35 protein-coding genes are annotated in these 23,247 nt (G+C 40.5%); all 35 read left to right on the forward strand.

Going from position 1 to position 23,247, the window contains the following annotated elements:
* Positions 1-63: 63 nt before the first annotated feature.
* The gene (rpoC, locus tag B1NLA3E_RS00630; RefSeq protein WP_015591951.1) at positions 64-3,663 is read left to right on the forward strand and encodes a DNA-directed RNA polymerase subunit beta'; all 3,600 of its coding nucleotides are present in this window, start codon (positions 64-66) and stop codon (positions 3,661-3,663) included.
* Positions 3,664-3,826: 163 nt separating this feature from the next.
* Positions 3,827-4,075, forward strand: a complete 249-nt coding sequence (locus B1NLA3E_RS00635; protein ID WP_015591952.1) for a 50S ribosomal protein L7ae-like protein — start codon at positions 3,827-3,829, stop codon at positions 4,073-4,075.
* Positions 4,076-4,178: 103 nt separating this feature from the next.
* The gene (gene rpsL / locus B1NLA3E_RS00640; RefSeq protein ID WP_015591953.1) at positions 4,179-4,601 is read left to right on the forward strand and encodes a 30S ribosomal protein S12; all 423 of its coding nucleotides are present in this window, start codon (positions 4,179-4,181) and stop codon (positions 4,599-4,601) included.
* 38 nt (positions 4,602-4,639) lie between these two features.
* Positions 4,640-5,110, forward strand: coding sequence for a 30S ribosomal protein S7 (gene rpsG / locus B1NLA3E_RS00645; RefSeq protein WP_015591954.1), 471 nt, complete (start codon positions 4,640-4,642; stop codon positions 5,108-5,110).
* 54 nt (positions 5,111-5,164) lie between these two features.
* Positions 5,165-7,243 (forward strand): elongation factor G, encoded by a 2,079-nt coding sequence (fusA, locus tag B1NLA3E_RS00650; protein ID WP_015591955.1) that lies wholly within the window; start codon positions 5,165-5,167, stop codon positions 7,241-7,243.
* A gap of 128 nt (positions 7,244-7,371) precedes the next feature.
* On the forward strand, positions 7,372-8,559 hold the full coding sequence (gene tuf, locus B1NLA3E_RS00655) for an elongation factor Tu (RefSeq protein WP_015591956.1): 1,188 nt from the start codon (positions 7,372-7,374) through the stop codon (positions 8,557-8,559).
* A 324-nt stretch (positions 8,560-8,883) separates the two neighbouring features.
* Entirely contained in the window at positions 8,884-9,192 is a 309-nt protein-coding gene (gene rpsJ, locus B1NLA3E_RS00660) for a 30S ribosomal protein S10 (protein WP_009791329.1), read from the forward strand.
* A 38-nt stretch (positions 9,193-9,230) separates the two neighbouring features.
* Positions 9,231-9,857, forward strand: coding sequence for a 50S ribosomal protein L3 (gene rplC, locus B1NLA3E_RS00665; RefSeq protein WP_015591958.1), 627 nt, complete (start codon positions 9,231-9,233; stop codon positions 9,855-9,857).
* A gap of 27 nt (positions 9,858-9,884) precedes the next feature.
* Positions 9,885-10,508 carry a 50S ribosomal protein L4 gene (gene rplD / locus B1NLA3E_RS00670; RefSeq protein ID WP_015591959.1) on the forward strand — a complete coding sequence of 208 codons (624 nt, stop codon included), beginning with the start codon at positions 9,885-9,887 and terminating at the stop codon, positions 10,506-10,508.
* Positions 10,508-10,792 (forward strand): 50S ribosomal protein L23, encoded by a 285-nt coding sequence (gene rplW, locus B1NLA3E_RS00675; RefSeq protein ID WP_015591960.1) that lies wholly within the window; start codon positions 10,508-10,510, stop codon positions 10,790-10,792. The genes rplD and rplW overlap by 1 nt, the downstream gene beginning before the upstream one ends.
* Before the next feature lie 29 nt (positions 10,793-10,821).
* A complete protein-coding gene (gene rplB / locus B1NLA3E_RS00680) occupies positions 10,822-11,652 on the forward strand; it encodes a 50S ribosomal protein L2 (RefSeq protein WP_015591961.1) in 831 nt (276 codons plus the stop codon).
* Positions 11,653-11,712: 60 nt separating this feature from the next.
* Complete coding sequence (gene rpsS, locus B1NLA3E_RS00685) at positions 11,713-11,991, forward strand: 30S ribosomal protein S19 (RefSeq protein WP_015591962.1); 279 nt, start codon at positions 11,713-11,715, stop codon at positions 11,989-11,991.
* A gap of 18 nt (positions 11,992-12,009) precedes the next feature.
* Positions 12,010-12,351: a 50S ribosomal protein L22 gene (rplV, locus tag B1NLA3E_RS00690; protein WP_015591963.1), complete on the forward strand. Its 342-nt coding sequence runs from the start codon at positions 12,010-12,012 to the stop codon at positions 12,349-12,351.
* A 3-nt stretch (positions 12,352-12,354) separates the two neighbouring features.
* Positions 12,355-13,011, forward strand: a complete 657-nt coding sequence (rpsC, locus tag B1NLA3E_RS00695) for a 30S ribosomal protein S3 (RefSeq protein ID WP_015591964.1) — start codon at positions 12,355-12,357, stop codon at positions 13,009-13,011.
* A 1-nt stretch (position 13,012) separates the two neighbouring features.
* Positions 13,013-13,447, forward strand: a complete 435-nt coding sequence (gene rplP, locus B1NLA3E_RS00700; protein WP_015591965.1) for a 50S ribosomal protein L16 — start codon at positions 13,013-13,015, stop codon at positions 13,445-13,447.
* Complete coding sequence (rpmC, locus tag B1NLA3E_RS00705) at positions 13,437-13,640, forward strand: 50S ribosomal protein L29 (protein WP_015591966.1); 204 nt, start codon at positions 13,437-13,439, stop codon at positions 13,638-13,640. The genes rplP and rpmC overlap by 11 nt, the downstream gene beginning before the upstream one ends.
* Before the next feature lie 20 nt (positions 13,641-13,660).
* A complete protein-coding gene (gene rpsQ, locus B1NLA3E_RS00710) occupies positions 13,661-13,924 on the forward strand; it encodes a 30S ribosomal protein S17 (protein ID WP_015591967.1) in 264 nt (87 codons plus the stop codon).
* A 40-nt stretch (positions 13,925-13,964) separates the two neighbouring features.
* Positions 13,965-14,333, forward strand: coding sequence for a 50S ribosomal protein L14 (rplN, locus tag B1NLA3E_RS00715; RefSeq protein WP_015591968.1), 369 nt, complete (start codon positions 13,965-13,967; stop codon positions 14,331-14,333).
* A gap of 37 nt (positions 14,334-14,370) precedes the next feature.
* On the forward strand, positions 14,371-14,682 hold the full coding sequence (gene rplX / locus B1NLA3E_RS00720) for a 50S ribosomal protein L24 (RefSeq protein WP_015591969.1): 312 nt from the start codon (positions 14,371-14,373) through the stop codon (positions 14,680-14,682).
* Between the two features lie 26 nt (positions 14,683-14,708).
* Positions 14,709-15,248 carry a 50S ribosomal protein L5 gene (rplE, locus tag B1NLA3E_RS00725; protein WP_015591970.1) on the forward strand — a complete coding sequence of 180 codons (540 nt, stop codon included), beginning with the start codon at positions 14,709-14,711 and terminating at the stop codon, positions 15,246-15,248.
* A 25-nt stretch (positions 15,249-15,273) separates the two neighbouring features.
* Entirely contained in the window at positions 15,274-15,459 is a 186-nt protein-coding gene (locus B1NLA3E_RS00730) for a type Z 30S ribosomal protein S14 (protein ID WP_015591971.1), read from the forward strand.
* A gap of 30 nt (positions 15,460-15,489) precedes the next feature.
* Entirely contained in the window at positions 15,490-15,888 is a 399-nt protein-coding gene (rpsH, locus tag B1NLA3E_RS00735) for a 30S ribosomal protein S8 (protein WP_015591972.1), read from the forward strand.
* Positions 15,889-15,919: 31 nt separating this feature from the next.
* Entirely contained in the window at positions 15,920-16,456 is a 537-nt protein-coding gene (rplF, locus tag B1NLA3E_RS00740; RefSeq protein WP_015591973.1) for a 50S ribosomal protein L6, read from the forward strand.
* A gap of 32 nt (positions 16,457-16,488) precedes the next feature.
* Positions 16,489-16,851, forward strand: coding sequence for a 50S ribosomal protein L18 (rplR, locus tag B1NLA3E_RS00745; protein ID WP_015591974.1), 363 nt, complete (start codon positions 16,489-16,491; stop codon positions 16,849-16,851).
* A gap of 24 nt (positions 16,852-16,875) precedes the next feature.
* Positions 16,876-17,376: a 30S ribosomal protein S5 gene (gene rpsE / locus B1NLA3E_RS00750; protein ID WP_015591975.1), complete on the forward strand. Its 501-nt coding sequence runs from the start codon at positions 16,876-16,878 to the stop codon at positions 17,374-17,376.
* Positions 17,377-17,389: 13 nt separating this feature from the next.
* Positions 17,390-17,572, forward strand: coding sequence for a 50S ribosomal protein L30 (gene rpmD, locus B1NLA3E_RS00755; protein WP_015591976.1), 183 nt, complete (start codon positions 17,390-17,392; stop codon positions 17,570-17,572).
* A 30-nt stretch (positions 17,573-17,602) separates the two neighbouring features.
* Positions 17,603-18,043, forward strand: coding sequence for a 50S ribosomal protein L15 (gene rplO / locus B1NLA3E_RS00760; protein WP_015591977.1), 441 nt, complete (start codon positions 17,603-17,605; stop codon positions 18,041-18,043).
* Positions 18,043-19,332, forward strand: a complete 1,290-nt coding sequence (gene secY / locus B1NLA3E_RS00765) for a preprotein translocase subunit SecY (protein ID WP_015591978.1) — start codon at positions 18,043-18,045, stop codon at positions 19,330-19,332. Before rplO ends, secY begins: the two co-directional genes overlap by 1 nt.
* Before the next feature lie 58 nt (positions 19,333-19,390).
* Entirely contained in the window at positions 19,391-20,041 is a 651-nt protein-coding gene (locus B1NLA3E_RS00770) for an adenylate kinase (protein ID WP_015591979.1), read from the forward strand.
* On the forward strand, positions 20,038-20,784 hold the full coding sequence (gene map / locus B1NLA3E_RS00775) for a type I methionyl aminopeptidase (protein ID WP_015591980.1): 747 nt from the start codon (positions 20,038-20,040) through the stop codon (positions 20,782-20,784). Before B1NLA3E_RS00770 ends, map begins: the two co-directional genes overlap by 4 nt.
* Positions 20,785-20,895: 111 nt before the next feature.
* The gene (gene infA / locus B1NLA3E_RS00780; RefSeq protein ID WP_015591981.1) at positions 20,896-21,114 is read left to right on the forward strand and encodes a translation initiation factor IF-1; all 219 of its coding nucleotides are present in this window, start codon (positions 20,896-20,898) and stop codon (positions 21,112-21,114) included.
* A 36-nt stretch (positions 21,115-21,150) separates the two neighbouring features.
* Positions 21,151-21,264, forward strand: a complete 114-nt coding sequence (gene rpmJ / locus B1NLA3E_RS00785) for a 50S ribosomal protein L36 (RefSeq protein ID WP_000868344.1) — start codon at positions 21,151-21,153, stop codon at positions 21,262-21,264.
* Between the two features lie 24 nt (positions 21,265-21,288).
* Positions 21,289-21,654: a 30S ribosomal protein S13 gene (gene rpsM, locus B1NLA3E_RS00790; protein ID WP_015591982.1), complete on the forward strand. Its 366-nt coding sequence runs from the start codon at positions 21,289-21,291 to the stop codon at positions 21,652-21,654.
* A 24-nt stretch (positions 21,655-21,678) separates the two neighbouring features.
* Entirely contained in the window at positions 21,679-22,068 is a 390-nt protein-coding gene (gene rpsK, locus B1NLA3E_RS00795; RefSeq protein ID WP_015591983.1) for a 30S ribosomal protein S11, read from the forward strand.
* Positions 22,069-22,238: 170 nt separating this feature from the next.
* The gene (locus B1NLA3E_RS00800; protein WP_015591984.1) at positions 22,239-23,183 is read left to right on the forward strand and encodes a DNA-directed RNA polymerase subunit alpha; all 945 of its coding nucleotides are present in this window, start codon (positions 22,239-22,241) and stop codon (positions 23,181-23,183) included.
* The last annotated feature ends 64 nt before the right edge of the window (positions 23,184-23,247 follow it).

The raw sequence follows: 23,247 nt of genomic DNA on the forward strand, positions 1-23,247 counted from the left end.
TAAGTCATTCGGAAAACAATTGCAATAAGGGAAAACCTGAAGATCAAAAGGGAGGTAGGCCCCTTGCTAGATGTAAACAATTTTGAGTATATGAAAATTGGTCTTGCTTCACCGGATAAAATCCGCTCGTGGTCATTTGGTGAGGTTAAGAAACCAGAAACGATTAACTATCGTACACTAAAACCAGAAAAAGACGGTTTGTTTTGCGAACGAATTTTTGGTCCGCAAAAGGACTGGGAATGTCATTGCGGTAAGTACAAACGTGTTCGTTATAAAGGCGTTGTTTGTGATCGTTGTGGTGTAGAGGTAACTCGGGCAAAAGTTCGTCGTGAACGTATGGGTCATATCGAATTAGCAGCACCTGTATCTCATATTTGGTACTTTAAAGGGATTCCAAGCCGTATGGGTTTGGTTCTTGATATGTCACCAAGAGCGTTGGAAGAGGTTATTTATTTTGCATCTTACGTTGTAACTGAGCCAGGCGATACTGCTCTTGAAAAGAAACAGCTCCTTTCTGAAAAGGAGTACCGTGCATATCGAGATAAATACAGTAATAAATTCCAAGCCTCAATGGGTGCGGAAGCAATCAAAAAACTTCTTTTTGACATCGATTTAGAAAAAGAAGTTGATAGCTTAAAAGAAGAGTTAAAAACAGCACAAGGGCAACGTAGAACACGTGCAATTAAACGCCTCGAAGTACTAGAAGCATTCCGTGGTTCTGGAAATGAACCTTCATGGATGATTTTAGACGTTCTTCCCGTAATACCACCTGAATTGCGTCCAATGGTTCAGCTTGATGGAGGTCGTTTTGCAACATCTGATTTAAATGACTTATATCGCCGTGTTATAAACCGGAACAATCGTTTGAAGCGTTTATTAGATCTTGGTGCACCGAGCATTATTGTTCAAAACGAAAAACGTATGCTTCAAGAAGCAGTCGACGCTTTAATTGATAATGGCCGTCGCGGTCGTCCTGTTACAGGACCTGGAAATCGTCCGTTAAAATCCTTATCACATATGTTAAAAGGAAAGCAAGGTCGTTTCCGTCAAAACTTACTTGGTAAGCGTGTTGATTACTCTGGCCGTTCGGTTATCGTTGTAGGTCCGAACTTAAAAATGTATCAATGTGGGCTGCCAAAAGAAATGGCTTTAGAACTATTTAAGCCATTCGTGATGAAAGAACTAGTTGGAAAAGGGCTGGCTCATAATATCAAGTCAGCAAAGCGTAAAATAGAGCGTGTAAACCCAGAGGTTTGGGATGTTCTTGAAGAAGTAATTAGAGAACACCCGGTTTTACTAAACCGTGCCCCAACACTTCACCGTCTAGGGATTCAGGCTTTTGAACCTACCTTGGTAGAAGGTCGTGCGATTCGTCTTCACCCGCTAGTTTGTACAGCTTATAACGCTGACTTCGATGGAGACCAAATGGCGGTTCACGTACCGTTGTCTGCCGAAGCTCAAGCTGAAGCTCGCTTGTTAATGTTAGCTGCACAAAATATCTTAAATCCGAAAGATGGTAAGCCAGTTGTAACTCCATCTCAGGATATGGTACTAGGTAACTATTATTTAACAATGGAACGTGAGGGTGCTGTTGGTGAAGGGATGATCTTTAAAGATCGTAACGAGGCGTTAATTGCTTACCAAAACGGCTATGTTCATTTGCATTCAAGAGTAGCGGTGCATGCTGGTTCTTTAGGAAACGTAACCTTTACTGAAGAACAAAATAATAAATTGTTAATTTCAACTGTTGGTAAATTGATCTTTAATGAAATTTTACCGGAGTCTTTCCCGTATATTAACGAACCAACGAAGGAAAATCTTGAGGAAAAAACACCTGAAATATACTTCGTTGAAAAGGGAACTGACGTAAAAACAGTTATTCAAGGTATGCCAATCATCGATCCATTCAAAAAGAAAATTCTTGGAAATGTCATTGCAGAAGTATTTAAACGTTTCAAAATTACTGAAACATCAAAAATGCTTGACCGCATGAAGGACCTTGGATTTAAACATTCAACAAAAGCAGGTATCACAGTTGGGGTAGCTGATATTGTGGTCTTGGGTGAAAAGAAAGAAATCATTCATGACGCGCAAATTAAAGTTGATAATGTAACAAAACAATTCAGACGTGGTTTGATTACCGAGGAAGAGCGTTACGATCGTGTTATTTCAATCTGGAGTTCTGCGAAAGACGTAATTCAAGCAAAACTGATGAAATCGTTGGATAGATCAAACCCAATTTTCATGATGAGTGATTCCGGTGCGCGTGGTAACGCATCGAACTTTACCCAGTTAGCTGGTATGCGTGGTCTGATGGCCAACCCGGCAGGACGTATTATTGAATTACCGATTATCTCTAGTTTCCGTGAAGGATTAACCGTATTAGAGTACTTTATTTCTACTCACGGTGCACGGAAAGGATTAGCGGATACAGCTCTTAAGACAGCTGACTCAGGTTACCTGACTCGCCGCCTTGTTGATGTTGCGCAGGATGTCATTGTACGTGATGATGACTGTGGAACAGATCGTGGTCTATTAATTAGAGCGATTAAAGATGGCACAGAAGTAATTGAGGCATTAGATGAACGTTTAATCGGCCGTTATGCTAGAAAGGCCATTAAACATCCAATAACAAAAGAAGTTATTGTTCCTGAAAATGGTCTAATTACTGAGGATCTTTCAGTAGAAGTTGTAGAGGCCAACATTGAAGAGGTTTGGATTCGTTCCGCCTTCACATGTAATACACGTCATGGTGTATGTAAAAAATGTTACGGTCGTAACTTAGCTACTGGTCAAGAGGTTGAAGTGGGAGAAGCAGTTGGAATTATCGCCGCCCAATCAATCGGGGAACCGGGAACACAGTTAACGATGCGTACGTTCCATACAGGTGGGGTTGCTGGAGACGATATCACACAAGGTTTACCGCGTATTCAAGAACTATTTGAAGCTCGTAATCCTAAAGGGCAATCTGTTATTTCGGAAATAGAGGGTGTTGTAGTTGGCATTAATGAAGGCCGAGATCGTCAACATGAGATTGTTGTTCAAGGCTCTGTTGAAAGCCGGACCTACACTGCTCCTTATACCGCTCGTGTGAAAGTAGCCATCAATGATAACGTCGGCCGTGGCGAAGAGTTAACAGAAGGTTCAATTGATCCGAAAGAGTTGTTACGTGTTACTGATATGACTACCGTACAAGAATACTTACTTCGCGAGGTTCAGAAAGTTTACCGTATGCAAGGGGTAGAAATTGGCGATAAACATATCGAAGTAATGGTTCGTCAAATGCTTCGTAAAGTTCGAGTTGGCGATTCCGGAGAAACGGAAGTATTGCCAGGAGCATTACTTGATATACATCAATTCACTGATGCCAACGAAAAGGCTCTACTTGCTGGAAAAATGCCTGCCACAGGACGTCCTGTGTTATTAGGTATTACAAAGGCATCACTTGAGACTGACTCGTTCTTATCTGCTGCATCGTTCCAGGAAACAACAAGAGTACTTACTGATGCGGCTATTAAAGGTAAACGTGATGAATTACTTGGCCTAAAAGAAAATGTAATTATTGGTAAACTGATTCCTGCAGGTACAGGTATGCCACGTTATCGTCAAGCAGAACCGATCCTTCAAGAACAGGTTGAAGATGACAAAGTAACAGTTGAGTAATATTAATTAAAAAATGCGGTACTTCGCTGGTGATACTTACTCGCAAGTACCGCGTTTTAAATACATCTCGAAAAAGAACAAACGAAATGTTGACATACATCAGCTAAGGTGTTAATATATCAAAGGTGCTCCTATTTACCTGATACTTTGGAGGATATTAACGATGTCTTATGAAAAAGTATTACAGGCAGATCACATAATCATAGGAACGAAACAAACAGTTAAAGCTCTTAAATCTGGTGTTGTCATTGAACTTATCGTTGCAACTGATGCGGATCTTAAAGTGATTGCAAAGGTTTTACAGACAGCGAAAGAAATGGACGTACCAATAACATATGTGGACTCTATGAAAAAACTAGGGAAAGCATGTAGCATAGATGTTGGAGCAGCGACTGTGGCTATTACCTGTTAAAAACTGTTTTTGTAGATAAGTTTCTGCAAGAACTTTGTTTTTGCACAAAAATGAACCACCTGGATGTGTGGGCTTACACAAAAAAATGAAGGGAGGAAAAATCATGCCTACAATTAACCAATTAGTGCGCAAACCTCGTCAATCAAAAGAGGAAAAATCAAAATCACCAGCACTTAATAAGGGTTACAACAGTTTCAAAAAATCACAAACAGATGTATCTTCACCTCAAAAACGTGGTGTATGTACTCGTGTTGGTACAATGACACCGAAAAAACCGAACTCTGCATTACGTAAATATGCTCGTGTTCGTTTAACAAACCAAATCGAGGTTACGGCTTACATTCCTGGTATCGGACACAACCTACAAGAACATAGTGTTGTACTTATCCGTGGCGGACGTGTAAAGGATTTACCGGGAGTACGTTATCACATCGTTCGTGGAGCACTTGATACAGCTGGTGTGAACAATCGTATGCAAGGACGTTCTAAATACGGTACTAAGAGACCGAAAGCACCAAAAAAATAATTAATTAACTATTAGCTTCTTTGAAAGGAGGAAAAAATATGCCACGTAAAGGTCCTGTAGCAAAAAGAGACGTTTTACCAGATCCGATTTATAACTCAAAGCTTGTTACTCGTTTGATCAACAAAATGATGATCGACGGTAAAAGAGGTAAATCTCAAGAAATTCTTTACTCAGCATTTGATATTATCCGTGAACGCTCTGGTAAAGAGCCGATGGAAGTATTTGAACAAGCGCTTAAAAACATCATGCCTGTTCTAGAAGTAAGAGCACGTCGTGTGGGTGGTGCAAACTACCAAGTACCAGTAGAGGTACGTCCTGATCGTCGTTCAACATTAGGTCTTCGTTGGTTAGTAAACTACGCTCGCCTTCGCGGAGAGAAAACGATGGAACAACGTTTAGCAAACGAAATCCTTGATGCTGCAAACGCAACTGGTGCATCAGTTAAAAAACGTGAAGATACTCATAAAATGGCTGAAGCAAACAAAGCGTTTGCTCACTATCGTTGGTAGTCTAATCGAATTATTCAATTATAAAACACTTATACATGGAAGGAGAAAGACCAAATGGCTAGAGAGTTCTCCTTGGAAAATACACGTAATATCGGAATCATGGCTCACATTGATGCTGGTAAAACAACTGCAACTGAGCGTATCCTTTATTACACTGGTCGTATCCATAAGATTGGTGAAACACATGAAGGTGCATCTCAGATGGACTGGATGGAGCAAGAACAAGAACGTGGGATCACGATCACTTCCGCTGCAACAACTGCAGCTTGGAAAGACCATCGTGTAAACATCATCGATACCCCAGGACACGTAGACTTCACAATTGAAGTTGAACGTTCTCTTCGTGTACTTGATGGTGCAGTTGCTGTTCTAGATGCTCAATCTGGTGTTGAGCCTCAAACAGAAACTGTTTGGCGTCAAGCAACAACTTATGGAGTTCCACGGGTTGTATTCGTTAATAAAATGGATAAAATTGGTGCGGACTTCTTATATTCAGTGAAAACATTGCATGATCGTCTTCAAGCAAACGCTCATCCGATTCAATTACCAATCGGAGCTGAAGATCAATTTGAGGCAATCATTGATCTAGTTGAAATGAAGGCTCATTTCTACAGCAACGACCTAGGTACTGACATCGAGGTTCGGGAAATTCCTGAAGAATATAAAGCGCAAGCTGAAGAATATCGTGAGAAATTAGTTGAAGCTGTCTCTGAGCTTGATGAAGAACTAATGGAAAAATACCTTAATGGAGAGGAAATCAGTATTGAAGAGCTGAAATCCGGAATTCGTAAGGGAACAAACAAAGTTGAGTTTTACCCAGTTATCTGTGGCTCAGCATTTAAAAACAAAGGTGTTCAATTAATGCTTGATGCAGTTATTGATTATCTTCCATCTCCATTAGATGTACCTTCTATGAAAGGTCATCTTCCAGATACAGAGGAAGAAGCTGAGCGTCATTCTGATGACTCAGAACCATTCTCTGCATTAGCTTTTAAAGTTATGACAGACCCTTATGTAGGGAAGTTAACATTCTTCCGCGTGTACTCTGGTACACTAAGCTCTGGATCATACGTTCAGAACTCTACAAAAGGAAAACGCGAACGTATCGGACGTATCCTCCAAATGCATGCTAACCATCGTCAAGAAATTGCCGAAGTTCATGCAGGAGATATTGCTGCTGCAGTAGGTTTAAAAGATACAACAACTGGTGATACTCTTTGTGATGAAAAAGACCAAGTAATTCTTGAGTCTATGAATTTCCCTGAGCCAGTAATTCAACTTTCTGTTGAACCAAAATCAAAAGCAGACCAAGATAAAATGACTACTGCTTTGCAAAAACTTCAAGAAGAAGATCCAACTTTCCGTGCACACACTGACCAGGAAACTGGACAAGTTATCATTGCTGGTATGGGTGAGCTTCACCTAGATATCATCGTTGATCGTATGCGTCGTGAATTCAAAGTTGAAGCTAACGTTGGTGCACCACAGGTTGCCTATCGTGAAACTTTCCGTTCTTCTGCACAAGTTGAAGGAAAATTCGCTCGTCAGTCGGGTGGACGTGGTCAATACGGACATGTATGGATCGAGTTCTCTCCTAATGATGAAGGAAAAGGCTTTGAATTTGTAAATGGAATCGTTGGTGGGGTTGTTCCACGTGAATACATTCCTGCAGTTCAAGCTGGACTTGTAGATGCTCTCGACAGAGGGGTAATTGCAGGATATCCGCTTGTAGACATTAAGGCTAGACTATTTGATGGTTCTTACCATGATGTTGACTCAAGTGAAATGGCGTTTAAAATTGCCGCATCAATGGCTCTTAAAAATGCTGCTTCAAAATGTAGCCCTGTAATTCTTGAACCTGTAATGAGAGTAGAAGTAACAATTCCTGAAGAATATCTTGGTGATATCATGGGACAAATTACTGCTCGTCGCGGCCGCGTCGAAGGTATGGATGCTCGTGGTAATGCTCAAGTAGTTCGTTCAATGATTCCACTTTCTGAAATGTTTGGTTATGCAACTGCATTGCGTTCAAGCACTCAAGGACGTGGAGTGTTCTCAATGCACTTCGATCATTACGAAGAAGTACCGAAATCAATTTCTGAAGAAATCATCAAAAAAAATAAAGGTGAGTAATTGATTTTACGCCTTTAATAAAGTATAAATACTAATATAAGCAATGGTTCCTATGAAGATAGATTCGTTCTATCTTCATACACCAATATACTTAACTATTTCTTTTAAAATCAAAGGAGGAAATCCTAATGGCAAAAGCTAAATTCGACCGTTCAAAGCCCCATGTTAATATTGGTACAATCGGACACGTTGACCATGGTAAAACAACTTTAACAGCTGCTATCACTTCTGTTCTAGCAAAAGAAGGTAAAGCTGAAGCACGCGCATACGATCAAATCGATGGTGCTCCTGAAGAGCGTGAGCGTGGTATCACAATCTCAACTGCACACGTAGAGTACGAAACTGAAGCACGTCACTATGCACACGTTGACTGCCCAGGACACGCTGACTATGTTAAAAACATGATCACTGGTGCAGCACAAATGGATGGCGGTATCCTAGTTGTTTCTGCAGCTGACGGTCCAATGCCACAAACTCGTGAGCACATTCTACTTTCTCGTAACGTTGGTGTTCCTTACCTTGTTGTATTCATGAACAAATGTGACATGGTAGATGATGAAGAGTTACTAGAATTAGTTGAAATGGAAATTCGTGATCTTCTTTCTGAATATGAATTCCCTGGTGATGATATTCCAGTTATCAAGGGTTCTGCATTAAAAGCTCTTGAAGGCGAAGCTGAATGGGAAGAAAAAATTCATGAACTTATGAATGCTGTTGATGAGTATATCCCAACACCAACTCGTGACACTGATAAGCCTTTCATGATGCCTGTTGAGGATGTATTCTCAATCACAGGTCGTGGAACTGTTGCAACTGGACGTGTTGAGCGTGGAGTAGTTAAAGTTGGAGACGTTGTTCAAATCATCGGTTTCACAGAAGAGCCTAAGAGCACTACTGTAACAGGTGTTGAAATGTTCCGTAAGCTTCTTGATTATGCAGAAGCTGGCGACAACATTGGTGCCCTTCTTCGTGGGGTTGCTCGTGAAGAAATCGAACGTGGCCAAGTATTAGCAAAGCCAGGTTCAATTACTCCACATACAAAATTTAAAGCTGAAGTTTATGTATTGTCTAAAGAAGAAGGTGGACGTCATACTCCATTCTTCACAAACTACCGTCCACAATTCTATTTCCGTACTTCTGATATTACTGGAATCGTAATTCTTCCTGAAGGCGTTGAAATGGTAATGCCTGGTGATAATATCGAAATGATCGTTGAACTTATTGCTCCTATCGCGATTGAAGAGGGAACTAGATTCTCTATCCGTGAAGGCGGACGTACTGTTGGATCAGGTGTTGTAACAACAATCACTGAGTAATAATCAGTTAATAATGAAAGCAGATGGGTGACAACCCATCTGTTTTTTTTATGCGTTCATTTAAATAAGAAATTACTGCCATTCATATATCTAACTTGCTTTTAGTAATGTGCCTCGTTATAATAGTAAAAGTGTGCTAAACAAAAAGAAGCAAAAGAAATTTGTTGCTTTATCTTTTTGTTTTCGGTATAATAGACAATGTTGGTCTTTGACTGCGATGATGCGGAAGGTTGCTGACACACCCGGCCGCTTTGCCATGGCGAGTGTGTGGGAAATTTTCGCGGAGAATGTCTATATTAAAATAGGCGAAAAGGAGGGAAAATAATGGCAAAACAAAAAATTCGTATCCGTTTAAAGGCTTATGATCATAGAATTCTTGATCAGTCTGCGGAAAAGATTGTTGAAACGGCAAAACGTTCAGGTGCAGCTGTATCTGGTCCGATTCCGCTTCCAACAGAGAAGTCAATCTACACAATCTTACGTGCGGTGCATAAGTACAAGGATTCTCGTGAGCAATTCGAGATGCGTACTCATAAGCGTCTAATTGATATCATCAACCCAACGCCACAAACGGTTGATTCACTAATGCGTTTAGACTTACCGTCAGGTGTGGACATCGAAATCAAACTATAAAGAATAAATAATGAAGAAAAACAGGAGGTGTGACTATAATGACCAAAGGAATCTTAGGAAGAAAAATCGGTATGACTCAAGTTTTCGCAGAAAATGGGGATCTTATTCCGGTTACTGTTGTTCAAGCAGCTGCAAACGTAGTTCTTCAAGTTAAAACTGTTGAAACAGACGGATATGAATCTGTTCAAGTAGGTTTTGAAGATAAGCGTGAAAAGCTATCGAACAAGCCAGAAAAAGGCCATGTTTCAAAAGCGAATACTACTCCTAAGCGCTTCGTTCGTGAATTCCGTGGAGTAAACTTAGGTGAGTATGAAGTTGGTCAGGAAGTCAAGGTTGATATTTTCGCAGAAGGCGAAATCGTTGATGTAACTGGAGTTTCAAAAGGGAAAGGTTTCCAAGGTGTAATTAAACGCCACGGACAATCTCGTGGACCAATGGCTCACGGATCTCGTTATCACCGTCGTCCAGGTTCAATGGGACCTGTTGCTCCAAACCGCGTTTTCAAAGGCAAAAAGTTAGCTGGACGTATGGGTGGAGAACAAGTGACTGTTCAAAATTTACAAATTGTAAAAGTTGATACTGAACGTAATTTACTTTTAATCAAAGGTAACGTACCTGGACCTAAAAAGGCATTACTTAAAATTAAAAGTGCGATAAAAGCATAGTAATTCACGTAGAAAGGAGGAAATACAATGCCGAAAGTAGCGTTATATAACCAAAGCGGATCACAAGTTGGTGAAATCGAACTTAATGATTCAGTTTTTGGTATTGCCCCAAATAACCACGTGTTATTTGAAGCGGTTATCATGCAAAGAGCTTCTTTGCGTCAAGGAACACATAAAACTAAAGTTCGTTCTGAAGTAGCTGGTGGCGGTCGTAAGCCATGGAAACAAAAAGGAACTGGACGTGCGCGTCAAGGTTCAATTCGTTCTCCACAATGGCGCGGAGGTGGTACAGTATTTGGTCCTACTCCTCGTAGCTACAGCTATAAATTACCGAAGAAGGTACGTCGCTTAGCTATTAAGTCTGCACTTTCTTCAAAACTAATAGAAGAGAATATTCTTGTATTAGAAAACCTTGGTTTCGAAGCTCCGAAAACGAAGGAATTCACACAAGTTTTAAAGGGACTTTCTGTAGCTTCAAAAGCTTTGATTGTAACTGCGGACTTGGATGAGAATGTAGCATTATCTGCACGAAATATCCCTGGTGTAACAGTTGTTACTGCTGACGGAATTAGTGTTTTAGATGTGTTAAATCATGATAAACTAATCATGACGAAAGCCGCAGTTGAAAAAGTAGAGGAGGTGCTTGCATAATGGATGCTCGCGATATCATTAAGCGCCCCGTTATTACTGAACGTTCCAGTGAGGCAATGGCTGATAAGAAGTACACTTTTGAAGTGGACGTAAGAGCCAATAAAACACAAGTTAAAGACGCTATCCAAGAAATTTTCAGCGTTAAAGTTGAAAAAGTTAACATCATGAACTACAAAGGTAAATTCAAGCGCATGGGTAAATTCGGCGGATACACAAATAAACGTCGTAAAGCGATTATTACTTTAACTAAAGAAAGTAAAGAAATCGAATTCTTTGAAGTATAATTCTTTTAACAAGAAGAGGAGGGAAAAAAATGGCGATTAAAAAGTACAAACCTACCTCTAACGGTCGTCGCGGCATGACAGTTTCTGATTTCGCTGAAATCACAACTAGCACACCAGAAAAATCTTTGCTTGCTCCATTGAAGCGAAAAGGCGGCCGCAACAACCAAGGTAAGTTAACTGTTCGTCATCAAGGTGGCGGCCATAAGCGTCAATACCGTATCATTGATTTTAAACGTGATAAAGATGGCATTCCAGGACGCGTTGCTTCTGTTGAATACGATCCAAACCGTTCTGCAAACATTGCACTAATTAATTATGTAGATGGAGAAAAACGTTATATCCTAGCTCCGAAAAATCTAGAAGTAGGTTTAGAGGTTATGTCTGGTCCTGAGGCTGACATAAAAGTAGGAAACGCACTTCCACTAACAAACATTCCAGTTGGTACTGTTATCCACAATATCGAGTTAAAACCTGGTAAAGGCGGACAATTAGTTCGTTCTGCTGGAACAAGCGCACAGGTTCTTGGTAAAGAAGGTAAATACGTATTAGTTCGTTTGAACTCTGGTGAAGTTCGTATGATCCTTGCTACTTGCCGTGCTTCTATCGGTCAAGTTGGTAATGAGCAACACGAATTAATCAATATTGGTAAAGCAGGTCGTTCACGCTGGTTAGGTATTCGTCCAACTGTTCGTGGATCTGTAATGAACCCTAATGACCATCCACACGGTGGTGGTGAAGGTCGTTCTCCAATCGGACGTAAATCACCAATGTCTCCATGGGGTAAACCAACTCTTGGATTCAAAACACGTAAGAAGAAAAACAAATCCGATAAATTTATCGTACGTCGTCGTAAAAAATAACGGGATTGACCTACGGTTCAACAAACGAACCGTAGAACAATCGCGAAGGGAGGTTCAGCTATGGGTCGCAGCTTGAAAAAAGGACCTTTTGTTGATGAGCATTTAATCAATAAGATCGAAAAGTTAAATGAAACTGAAGGCAAGCAAGTAGTAAAAACTTGGTCACGCCGTTCTACGATCTTCCCACAATTCATTGGACACACAATCGCTGTTTATGATGGTCGTAAACATGTTCCTGTATATGTTACTGAAGACATGGTAGGTCATAAGCTTGGAGAATTTGCTCCAACTCGTACTTACAAAGGTCATGCCAGTGATGATAAGAAAACAAGACGTTAATGAGAGGAGGGCATTCTGATGCAAGCTAAAGCTGTTGCAAGAACAGTTCGTATTGCTCCTCGTAAAGCTCGTTTAGTCGTAGATTTAATTCGAGGTAAGCAAGTAGGTGAAGCAGTAGCGATTTTAAAGTTAACTCCAAAAGCTGCTTCTCCAATCGTAGAAAAAGTATTAAAATCTGCTATGGCAAACGCTGAGCATAACTACGAAATGGATATCAATTCATTAGTTGTTGAGCAAGCATATGTAAACGAAGGACCAACGTTAAAACGTTTCCGTCCTCGTGCGATGGGCCGTGCAAGCGCGATAAACAAACGTACTAGCCATATTATCATCGTTTTATCAGAAAAGAAGGAGGGATAATCAGTGGGTCAAAAAGTAAATCCAGTCGGTTTGCGTGTCGGAATCATCCGTGATTGGGAGTCAAAATGGTACGCAGGCAAAGACTATGCCGTTCTTTTACACGAAGACCTTAAAGTTCGTGAGTATATCGCGAAACGTTTAAAAGATGCTTCAGTTTCAAAAGTTGAAATTGAACGTGCTGCTAACCGCTTGAACATCACAGTCCACACTGCTAAACCAGGTATGGTAATTGGTAAGGGTGGAACTGAAGTTGAAGCTTTACGCAAAGCACTCAACCAACTTACAGCGAAACGTGTTCATATTAACATTCTTGAAATCAAAAGAGCAGACCTTGATGCGAAATTAGTCGCAGAAAATATCGCTCGTCAATTAGAAAACCGTGTATCATTCCGTCGGGCCCAAAAACAAGCCATTCAACGTGCAATGCGTGCTGGTGCAAAAGGGATTAAAACGATGGTATCCGGTCGTTTAGGCGGAGCGGACATCGCTCGTTCAGAACATTATAGTGAAGGAACCGTTCCACTTCATACTCTTCGCGCTGATATTGATTACTCTCATGCAGAAGCTGACACAACATACGGCAAGCTAGGCGTAAAAGTATGGATTTATAAGGGCGAAGTCCTTCCTACTAAGAAGAAAACCGTGGAAGGAGGCAAATAATATGTTATTGCCAAAACGCGTCAAGTATCGTCGTGAACATCGTGGAAAAATGCGCGGAAATGCAAAGGGTGGTACCGAAGTAGCTTTTGGTGAATTTGGCCTTCAAGCTACTGAAGCATCTTGGATCACAAACCGTCAGATTGAAGCGGCTCGTATTGCGATGACTCGTTACATGAAACGTGGCGGAAAAGTTTGGATCAAAATTTTCCCGCATAAGCCATATACTGCTAAGCCTCTAGAAGTCCGGATGGGTTCTGGTAAAGGTGCTCCTGAAGGTTGGGTAGCAGTCGTGAAACCAGGAAAAATTATGTTTGAACTCGCAGGCGTTTCTGAAGAAGTCGCTCGTGAAGCATTACGCCTAGCAGCACACAAACTTCCACTAAAATGTAAGTTTGTAAAACGAGAAGAAATTGGTGGTGAATCTAATGAAAGCTGATGAAATTCGTGATCTTACCACTGCCGAAATAGAACAAAAAGTGAAATCATTAAAAGAAGAGCTTTTCAACCTTCGCTTTCAATTAGCGACTGGACAACTTGAAAACACAGCTCGCATTCGTGAAGTACGCAAAGCGATTGCTCGCATGAAAACTGTGATTCGTGAAAGAGAAATCGGCGTTAACATTCGATAATTGAGAGGAGGTTCGCCCTGATGAGTGAACGCAATCAACGCAAAGTTTACACTGGACGCGTTGTTTCTGACAAAATGGATAAAACCATTACTGTACTTGTCGAAACATACAAGAAGCATCCTCTTTATGGTAAACGCGTGAAATACTCTAAAAAGTTCAAGTCACATGATGAACAGAACGAAGCAAAAGTTGGCGATGTTGTTCGTATCATGGAAACTCGTCCACTTTCAGCAACAAAGCGTTTCCGCCTTGTTGAAGTGGTAGAAAAAGCAGTTATTATTTAATTATTCGGATTAAGATCTATTCCGAAGGGAGGTTACACGTATGATTCAACAGGAAACACGTTTAAAAGTTGCTGACAACTCTGGTGCTCGTGAAGTACTTACAATTAAAGTTCTTGGTGGTTCTGGACGCAAGACAGCAAACATCGGTGATGTAATTGTTTGTACCGTGAAACAAGCAACACCAGGTGGAGTTGTTAAGAAAAGTGATGTTGTTAAAGCTGTTATCGTTCGTACAAAAAGCGGTGCACGTCGCAAAGACGGTACTTACATTCGTTTCGATGAAAACGCATGTGTAATCATCAAGGATGATAAGAGTCCTCGCGGAACTCGTATCTTCGGACCAGTTGCTCGTGAACTACGCGAAAACAACTTTATGAAAATTGTATCTCTAGCTCCAGAAGTATTATAATTAAAAATTCAAATGCCTTTTAAGGAGGTGCTTACTGATGCATGTGAAAAAAGGTGACAAAGTTATGGTCATCTCTGGTAAGGATAAAGGCAAAACGGGAGTAATACTGGCTGCTTTTCCTAAGCAAAGCCGTGTTCTAGTTGAAGGTGTTAGCATTGTGAAAAAACACGCAAAACCTTCTCAAGTAAACCCGCAAGGCGGAATCATTAGCCACGAGGCACCTGTTCATGTATCAAACGTTATGCCTATTGATCCTAAATCTGGTAAACCAACTCGAGTAGGATATCAAACGGTTGACGGCAAAAAAGTACGTGTAGCAAAAATATCCGGTGAAGTTCTTGATAAATAGTCTATAAATGAAGGGAGGTACACATAATGAACCGCCTAAAAGAAAAGTTAGTAAAAGAAATTAGTCCTGCTCTAATGAGCAAGTTTAACTATAAATCGGTAATGGAAGTACCGAAGCTTAATAAAATCGTAATCAACATGGGTGTTGGTGATGCTGTTGCAAACGCAAAAGCACTTGATATCGCAGTTGATGAACTAGGACAGATCACTGGTCAAAAACCAGTAGTTACTCGTGCAAAAAAATCAATCGCTGGTTTCCGTCTTCGTGAGGGAATGCCAATTGGTGCGAAGGTAACTCTTCGTGGAGATCGTATGTACGAATTCCTTGATAAATTAGTATCAGTTTCTCTTCCGCGTGTTCGTGACTTCCGTGGTGTATCAAAGAAAGCATTCGATGGCCGTGGAAACTACACATTAGGTGTGAAAGAACAACTAATCTTCCCTGAAATTGATTACGATAAAGTAAGCAAGGTTCGTGGTATGGATATCGTTATCGTTACGACGGCAAATACTGATGAAGAAGCTCGTGAGCTTTTAACTCAGTTCGGAATGCCATTCCAAAAGTAATCTCTAAATAGAGGGAGGCGAAAACGTGGCTAAAAAATCTATGATTGCGAAACAAAAGCGCACGCCTAAACATCCGGTTCAGGAGTATACTCGCTGCGAACGTTGCGGTCGTCCACACTCTGTGTACCGTAAATTTAAGCTTTGCCGTATTTGTTTCCGTGAATTAGCATACAAAGGACAAATTCCTGGTGTCAAAAAAGCTAGCTGGTAAAACCCAAAGTCTGGGAAGGAGGTAAATCAAATGGTCATGACAGATCCAATTGCAGATATGCTTACTCGCATTCGTAATGCGAATATGGTTCGTCACGAAAAATTAGAAGTTCCTGCTTCTAATATCAAGAAAGAAATCGCTGAAATTTTAAAGCGTGAAGGTTTCGTTCGTGACGTTGAATATATCGAAGATGACAAACAAGGTATCATCCGCATTTTCTTGAAATACGGTGCAAATAATGTCCGTGTAATTACTGGTTTGAAAAGAATCAGCAAGCCTGGGCTCCGTGTTTATGCAAAATCAAATGAAGTTCCTCGTGTATTAAACGGTTTAGGGATTGCACTTGTTTCGACATCAAATGGTGTTGTAACTGATAAAGAAGCTCGTGCTCAACAAATCGGCGGAGAAGTTCTTGCTTATATTTGGTAATATAGTTTTTTAATGAATGGAGGTGCACCAAATGTCTCGCGTAGGTAAAAAACCAGTCGAAATTCCTGCAGGAGTTACTGTTACAGCTAATAATGGCCTTGTGACAGTTAAAGGACCTAAAGGAGAATTGTCTCGTACATTTAATCCTGATATCACAATCGTTATTGAGGAGAACGTGGTTAACGTTTCTCGCCCATCTGATATTAAAGAACACCGCGCATTGCACGGAACTACTCGCGCCTTGATTTCAAACATGGTTGAGGGAGTTTCTAAAGGTTTCGAAAGAAATCTTGAATTGATCGGGGTTGGATACCGTGCCCAAAAGCAAGGTAAAAAGCTAGTTCTTAATGTCGGCTATTCACATCCGGTTGAAATCGAGCCTGAAGAAGGAATAGAAATCGAAGTTCCTGCTAATACAAAAATTTCTGTTAAAGGTGCAGATAAAGAACGTGTCGGCGCTTTAGCAGCAAATATTCGCGGAGTTCGCCCACCAGAACCTTATAAAGGTAAAGGAATTCGTTACGAAGGTGAATTTGTGCGTCGTAAAGAAGGTAAAACAGGTAAGTAATGCTGCCTAGGTAAACGAAAGGAGTGACGTAAATGATTACGAAGCTTGATAAAAACGCTACTCGCAGAAAAAGACATGCTCGTGTTCGTGCGAAACTTAGCGGTACACCAGCTCGTCCTCGTTTAAATGTGTTCCGTTCAAACAAACACATTTATGCTCAATTAATTGATGATGTTAATGGAGTAACTCTTGCGAGTGCTTCTACATTAGATAAAGACTTCGGTCTTGAATCAACTGGAAACCTTGAAGCAGCACAAAAGATCGGTGAATTAGTTGCGAAACGTGCTGTAGAAAAGGGTATTTCTTCTGTTGTATTCGACCGTGGCGGATACCTCTATCATGGACGCGTACAGGCATTAGCTGATGCTGCACGTGAAAACGGCTTAGAATTTTAATAGACAAAGGAGGGACAAAAACAGATGCGTCGTATTGATCCAAACAAACTTGAACTTGAAGAACGCGTAGTTACAGTTAACCGTGTTGCGAAAGTTGTTAAAGGTGGACGTCGTTTCCGTTTCTCTGCACTTGTAGTTGTTGGAGATAAGAACGGTAATGTCGGTTTCGGTACAGGTAAGGCTCAAGAAGTACCTGATGCCATTCGTAAAGCAATTGAAGATGCTAAGAAAAACCTAATTGAAGTACCTATGGTAGGTACAACAATTCCACATCAAGTAATCGGACATTTTGGTGCGGGAGAAATCCTTTTAAAGCCAGCTGCTGAAGGTTGTGGAGTTATCGCTGGTGGCCCAGTTCGTGCGGTGCTTGAATTAGCGGGTGTTTCTGATATCCTATCTAAATCATTAGGTACAAACACACCAATCAATATGGTTCGTGCTACTTTAGACGGATTAAAACAACTAAAACGTGCTGAAGACGTAGCAAAGTTACGCGGAAAATCAGTAGAAGAACTGTTAGGATAAGGAGGGAAATTAAATGGCGAATAAATTAGCAATTACCCTCACTCGCAGTGTGATTGGTCGTCCACAAGACCAACGCGAAACAGTTAAAGCTCTAGGTTTGCGTAAAGTGAATCAAACGGTTGAGCAGCAAGATAATCCCGCTATCCGCGGAATGATCACCAAAGTTGCTCACCTTATTACTGTAAAAGAACTATAATTGATTCTTTTTTCATAAGGAGGTGCCAATATGAAACTTCATGAATTAAAACCTGCAGAAGGTTCCCGTCAAGAACGTAAACGTAAAGGACGTGGAATTGGTTCTGGTAACGGAAAAACTGCCGGAAAAGGCCATAAAGGACAAAACGCTCGTTCGGGTGGTGGTGTTCGTTTAGGCTTTGAGGGTGGTCAAACACCTTTATTCAGACGTTTACCGAAACGAGGTTTTACAAACATCAACCGTAAGGAATATGCTGTTGTAAACCTTGATGCTTTAAACCGTTTTGAAGAAGGAACAGTGGTTACTCCTGAACTTCTTATCGAAACAGGAGTAGTTAGCAGTGAAAAAGCAGGAATCAAAATTCTTGCTAGTGGTAGTGTAGAGAAAAAGCTTACAGTTAAAGCACATAAATTTTCCTCTGCTGCTAAGGGAGCAATCGAAGCTGCTGGTGGAACTACTGAGGTGATTTAATGTTCCAGTCAATCTCCAATTTTATGCGCGTGGGTGAAATTAGAAAAAAAATTATCTTCACCCTTTTAATGTTAGTTGTATTTCGTATTGGGACATTTATTCCTGTCCCACACGTAAATGCAACTTTGCTACAACAACAAGATCAAACTGGTGTATTTGGTGTTCTGAATACATTTGGAGGCGGAGCATTAAAAAACTTCTCCATTTTTGCTATGGGAATCATGCCTTATATTACGGCATCAATTATTATCCAATTGTTACAAATGGATGTTGTGCCTAAATTTACGGAATGGTCTAAGCAAGGGGATGCTGGTCGCCGAAAATTGGCTCAGTTTACTAGATACTTCACGATTATCCTTGGATTTATCCAAGCACTTGGTATGTCTTATGGATTCAACAATTTAGCTTCAGGACGATTAATTGAAACTCCTGGAATCGGCACCTACTTGTTAATTGCTGTTGTATTAACTGCTGGAACGTCATTTCTAATGTGGCTTGGAGAGCAGATAACAGCCCAAGGTGTGGGGAACGGGATTTCAGTTATCATTTTTGCAGGTATTGTTGCAGCAATTCCAAGTACGGCTAACCAAATATACGCTCAACAATTTCAGGACGCTGGTGAACAACTATTCCTACGTATCATCACAATGGCCATCATTATTCTAGCTATTGTAGCAATTGTTGTCGGGGTAATCTTTATTCAGCAAGCATCACGAAAAATACCTATTCAGTACGCAAAACGTATGGTAGAAGGTCGCCCATCAGGTGGTGCTACTCACTTACCATTAAAGGTTAATGCTGCTGGGGTAATTCCAGTAATCTTTGCAATTTCGTTTATTATAACTCCACCAACTATTGCGTCTTTCTTTGGTACAAACGATGTAACGTTGTGGATCAAAAAGACGTTTGATTATACATCACCTGTTGGTATGATTGTCTATGTTGCTTTAATTATCGCCTTTACGTATTTTTATGCTTTCATTCAAGTAAATCCTGAGCAGTTAGCAGAAAACTTGAAAAAGCAGGGTGGTTATATTCCTGGAATTCGACCAGGAAGAAGCACACAAGAATACTTAACAAAAGTACTATATCGCTTAACGCTTGTTGGAGCTCTTTTCTTAGCTATCATTGCAATATTGCCGGTGTTCTTTGTGAAATTTGCAGACTTACCGCAATCTGCACGAATTGGCGGAACAAGCTTACTGATTGTTGTTGGGGTTGCTCTTGATACCATGAAGCAGCTTGAGTCACAACTTGTTAAGCGTCATTATAAAGGTTTTATAAAATAGAGTGGTTTTAGGGACTTTGAGATCCCTAAAGCCATAAAGAGACTGAGGGGGAATACGTGTGAATTTAGTTTTAATGGGTCTTCCTGGCGCTGGTAAAGGTACACAAGCAGAACAAATTGTTGAACAATACGGCATCCCTCATATCTCAACAGGGGATATGTTCCGTGCTGCGATGAAAGAAGGTACAGAACTTGGATTGCAAGCAAAGTCTTTCATGGATGAAGGCCAGCTTGTTCCAGATGAAGTAACAATCGGAATCGTTCGCGAACGTCTTAGTAAAGACGATTGCGAAAAAGGATTTTTACTTGATGGATTTCCTAGAACTGTTCCTCAAGCAGAGGCACTTGAAGATATCCTTTCTCAATTAGATAAACAAATTAATTACGTCATCAATATTGATGTTGATCATGGAATCTTAATGGAGCGTTTAACAGGACGTCGAATCTGTAAAGCTTGTGGAGCTACTTATCATCTAGTATTTAATCCGCCAGCACAAGAAGGTACTTGTGACCGTTGTGGCGGTGAATTATATCAGCGTGCTGATGATAATGCAGAAACTGTTCAAAACCGCTTGGATGTCAATATTGCTCAAGCGCAACCGTTGTTAGATTTCTATGAAACAAAAGGTTATTTACGCAATATCAATGGTCAGCAGGATATTAAAATTGTATTTGCTGATATCAACGTATTGCTTGGGGGCTTAAAATGATAATTTGTAAAACCCCGCGCGAAATTGACATTATGCGCGAAGCTGGACGTATTGTTGCTCTCACTCATCAAGAATTGAAGAAACACATTCGTCCGGGGATTACAACGAAAGAATTGGATGTAATTGCCGAGCAGTTTATCCGTAAGCAGAGTGCAATTCCATCTTTTAAAGGGTATAATGGTTTTCGTGGCAGCATCTGTGCTTCTGTTAACAATGAACTTGTTCACGGAATTCCTGGTGATCGGGTATTAAACAATGGCGATATCATAAGTATTGACATTGGTGCAAAGTACAACGGTTATCACGGCGATTCAGCTTGGACTTATCCTGTTGGCGAAATTGATGAAAACTCAAAACGTCTGTTAGAGGTTACTGAGGAGTCCTTATATCTCGGCCTAAAGGAAGCTAAGCCAGGTGAGCGCCTATCAAATGTCTCTCATGCGATTCAAACGTATGTAGAAGCAAACGGCTTTTCCATTGTGCGCGAGTATGTTGGTCACGGAGTAGGGCAAGACTTACATGAGGATCCACAAATTCCTCACTATGGTCCGCCTAACAAAGGTCCGCGTTTAAAGCCTGGAATGGTACTGGCAATTGAACCGATGGTGAATGCAGGAAGTCGATATGTAAAAACGTTGGCTGATGACTGGACAGTTGTAACAGTTGATGGGTTTAGGTGCGCTCATTTTGAGCATACTATCGCGATCACTGAAACAGGTTTTGAGATTTTAACCAAAGCTTAGCAATTGGGTTCACACCAATCATGCTCAATCTAGTACAAACGGAAAATTGGTCTTGCCTCTATGCATTTTATGATTGAATACGTAGCTTGATTAAAGAAGGGAGACAGTTCGATGGCGAAAGATGATGTAATTGAAGTAGAAGGCACAGTAATTGAAACTTTGCCAAATGCAATGTTTAAGGTAGAATTAGAAAATGGTCATTCTGTATTGGCACATGTTTCTGGGAAAATCCGCATGCATTTCATTAGAATCTTACCAGGGGATAAAGTTACAGTAGAGCTTTCCCCATATGATCTAACTCGCGGAAGAATCACTTATCGCTTTAAATAGTCCTTTGCACTCCGTACTATCAAGGAGGTTAGAATAATGAAAGTTAGACCATCTGTTAAACCAATCTGTGAAAAATGTAAAGTTATTCGCAGACGCGGTAAAGTAATGGTAATCTGCGAAAACCCTAAACACAAACAAAAACAAGGTTAATATAGAAGGAGGTGCACTATTCATATGGCTCGTATTGCTGGTGTTGATGTACCGCGCGAAAAGCGTGTAGTAATCTCATTAACTTACATTTACGGAATTGGAAAACCAACTGCTGAGAAAGTTCTTGCTGAAGCTGGTGTTTCTGAAGATACACGTGTTCGTGATCTAACAGAAGAAGAATTAAATAAAATCCGTGACATTATCGATAAATTAAAGGTTGAGGGTGACCTTCGTCGTGAAATCTCTCTTAACATTAAACGTTTAATGGAAATCGGATCATTCCGTGGCCTTCGTCATCGTCGTGGTTTACCTGTTCGTGGTCAAAACACGAAGAACAACGCTCGTACACGTAAAGGTCCTCGTAAAACTGTTGCTAACAAGAAAAAATAATTGGTAAAGGAGGTTCTCATCTAAATGGCTCGTAAAACTAATACACGCAAACGTCGTGTTAAAAAGAATATTGAATCTGGTATTGCTCATATTCGTTCTACTTTCAATAACACGATTGTAACGATCACTGACCCACACGGAAATGCAATTTCTTGGTCTAGTGCTGGTTCACTTGGATTTAAAGGTTCTCGTAAATCTACTCCATTTGCAGCACAAATGGCTGCTGAAACTGCAGCAAAGGTATCAATGGATCATGGCATGAAGTCTCTTGAAGTTACTGTAAAGGGACCTGGCGCAGGACGTGAAGCTGCAATCCGTGCTCTTCAAGCTGCTGGTCTTGAAGTTACTGCTATTAAAGACGTAACTCCAGTTCCACATAACGGATGCCGTCCACCAAAACGTCGCCGCGTTTAATTTTTCTGTATAGATTTTGTATCATACGTCTATAATGGGTTGTGATACTGATTTTTTGTGTTCATACAGAAATCTAAACCAGTTGTTGTGCACAATCGGGAACGTATGCAGGGGGAATTTCGGTTAGATGTTTTGCCGAGGTTTCGACGTTTTGAAGGAGGGTATATTTGATGATCGAAATAGAAAAGCCAAAAATCGAAACGGTTGAGATCAACGATGATGCCAAATACGGAAAGTTCGTCGTAGAACCACTTGAGCGTGGATATGGTACTACTTTGGGTAACTCCTTACGTCGTATCCTATTATCATCACTCCCAGGTGCAGCTGTCACATCGATTCAAATTGATGGGGTACTTCATGAATTCTCAACAATTGAAGGCGTCGTGGAAGATGTTTCATCTACTATTCTTAACATTAAAAAGTTAGCTCTTAAAATCTATTCAGATGAAGAAAAGACGCTTGAAATTGATGTTAAGGGTCAAGGTATTGTAACTGCTGCTGATGTTACCCATGACAGTGATGTAGAGATCTTAAATCCTGATCTTCACATTGCCACTCTTGGTTCAAACGGGCATTTACGTATGCGTCTCACAGCTAGAAGAGGTCGCGGATATACTCCCGCTGATCAAAACAAAAGAGAAGACCAACCAATTGGTGTAATTCCAATTGATTCCATCTATACTCCAGTATCACGTGTTTCATATCAAGTAGAGAATACACGTGTAGGTCAAATGACGAACTATGATAAGTTAACATTTGATGTATGGACAGATGGTAGTACAGGTCCTAAAGAGGCAATTGCACTTGGTGCCAAAATTTTAACTGAGCATTTGAATATCTTTGTTGGTTTAACTGACGAAGCTCAAAATGCTGAAATTATGGTAGAAAAAGAAGAGGATCAAAAAGAAAAAGTTCTAGAAATGACGATTGAAGAACTGGATCTTTCTGTTCGTTCCTATAATTGCTTAAAACGTGCCGGTATCAATTCCGTTCAGGAGTTAGCTAACAAAACGGAAGAAGATATGATGAAGGTTCGTAACTTAGGAAGAAAGTCTCTTGAAGAAGTAAAAGCTAAACTAGAGGAACTAGGATTAGGCTTACGAAAAGATGACTGACTAGTTAACTCATAATTAACTAGCATTTTATTGTGAACTTTGATAGGGATGAATGACTTCAACA

The organism is Bacillus sp. 1NLA3E, from assembly GCF_000242895.2.
In the GTDB taxonomy this organism is placed as follows: Bacteria; Bacillota; Bacilli; order Bacillales; family Cytobacillaceae; genus Bacillus_BU.

Coding starts and splice junctions, on each gene's coding strand:
- B1NLA3E_RS00635 (WP_015591952.1), top strand. CDS start 3,827: ATGTCTTATGAAAAAGTATTACAGGCAGATCACATAATCATAGGAACG.
- rpsL (WP_015591953.1), top strand. CDS start 4,179: ATGCCTACAATTAACCAATTAGTGCGCAAACCTCGTCAATCAAAAGAG.
- rpsG (WP_015591954.1), top strand. CDS start 4,640: ATGCCACGTAAAGGTCCTGTAGCAAAAAGAGACGTTTTACCAGATCCG.
- fusA (WP_015591955.1), top strand. CDS start 5,165: ATGGCTAGAGAGTTCTCCTTGGAAAATACACGTAATATCGGAATCATG.
- tuf (WP_015591956.1), top strand. CDS start 7,372: ATGGCAAAAGCTAAATTCGACCGTTCAAAGCCCCATGTTAATATTGGT.
- rpsJ (WP_009791329.1), top strand. CDS start 8,884: ATGGCAAAACAAAAAATTCGTATCCGTTTAAAGGCTTATGATCATAGA.
- rplC (WP_015591958.1), top strand. CDS start 9,231: ATGACCAAAGGAATCTTAGGAAGAAAAATCGGTATGACTCAAGTTTTC.
- rplD (WP_015591959.1), top strand. CDS start 9,885: ATGCCGAAAGTAGCGTTATATAACCAAAGCGGATCACAAGTTGGTGAA.
- rplW (WP_015591960.1), top strand. CDS start 10,508: ATGGATGCTCGCGATATCATTAAGCGCCCCGTTATTACTGAACGTTCC.
- rplB (WP_015591961.1), top strand. CDS start 10,822: ATGGCGATTAAAAAGTACAAACCTACCTCTAACGGTCGTCGCGGCATG.
- rpsS (WP_015591962.1), top strand. CDS start 11,713: ATGGGTCGCAGCTTGAAAAAAGGACCTTTTGTTGATGAGCATTTAATC.
- rplV (WP_015591963.1), top strand. CDS start 12,010: ATGCAAGCTAAAGCTGTTGCAAGAACAGTTCGTATTGCTCCTCGTAAA.
- rplP (WP_015591965.1), top strand. CDS start 13,013: ATGTTATTGCCAAAACGCGTCAAGTATCGTCGTGAACATCGTGGAAAA.
- rpmC (WP_015591966.1), top strand. CDS start 13,437: ATGAAAGCTGATGAAATTCGTGATCTTACCACTGCCGAAATAGAACAA.
- rpsQ (WP_015591967.1), top strand. CDS start 13,661: ATGAGTGAACGCAATCAACGCAAAGTTTACACTGGACGCGTTGTTTCT.
- rplN (WP_015591968.1), top strand. CDS start 13,965: ATGATTCAACAGGAAACACGTTTAAAAGTTGCTGACAACTCTGGTGCT.
- rplX (WP_015591969.1), top strand. CDS start 14,371: ATGCATGTGAAAAAAGGTGACAAAGTTATGGTCATCTCTGGTAAGGAT.
- rplE (WP_015591970.1), top strand. CDS start 14,709: ATGAACCGCCTAAAAGAAAAGTTAGTAAAAGAAATTAGTCCTGCTCTA.
- rpsH (WP_015591972.1), top strand. CDS start 15,490: ATGGTCATGACAGATCCAATTGCAGATATGCTTACTCGCATTCGTAAT.
- rplF (WP_015591973.1), top strand. CDS start 15,920: ATGTCTCGCGTAGGTAAAAAACCAGTCGAAATTCCTGCAGGAGTTACT.
- rplR (WP_015591974.1), top strand. CDS start 16,489: ATGATTACGAAGCTTGATAAAAACGCTACTCGCAGAAAAAGACATGCT.
- rpsE (WP_015591975.1), top strand. CDS start 16,876: ATGCGTCGTATTGATCCAAACAAACTTGAACTTGAAGAACGCGTAGTT.
- rpmD (WP_015591976.1), top strand. CDS start 17,390: ATGGCGAATAAATTAGCAATTACCCTCACTCGCAGTGTGATTGGTCGT.
- rplO (WP_015591977.1), top strand. CDS start 17,603: ATGAAACTTCATGAATTAAAACCTGCAGAAGGTTCCCGTCAAGAACGT.
- secY (WP_015591978.1), top strand. CDS start 18,043: ATGTTCCAGTCAATCTCCAATTTTATGCGCGTGGGTGAAATTAGAAAA.
- map (WP_015591980.1), top strand. CDS start 20,038: ATGATAATTTGTAAAACCCCGCGCGAAATTGACATTATGCGCGAAGCT.
- infA (WP_015591981.1), top strand. CDS start 20,896: ATGGCGAAAGATGATGTAATTGAAGTAGAAGGCACAGTAATTGAAACT.
- rpmJ (WP_000868344.1), top strand. CDS start 21,151: ATGAAAGTTAGACCATCTGTTAAACCAATCTGTGAAAAATGTAAAGTT.
- rpsM (WP_015591982.1), top strand. CDS start 21,289: ATGGCTCGTATTGCTGGTGTTGATGTACCGCGCGAAAAGCGTGTAGTA.
- rpsK (WP_015591983.1), top strand. CDS start 21,679: ATGGCTCGTAAAACTAATACACGCAAACGTCGTGTTAAAAAGAATATT.
- B1NLA3E_RS00800 (WP_015591984.1), top strand. CDS start 22,239: ATGATCGAAATAGAAAAGCCAAAAATCGAAACGGTTGAGATCAACGAT.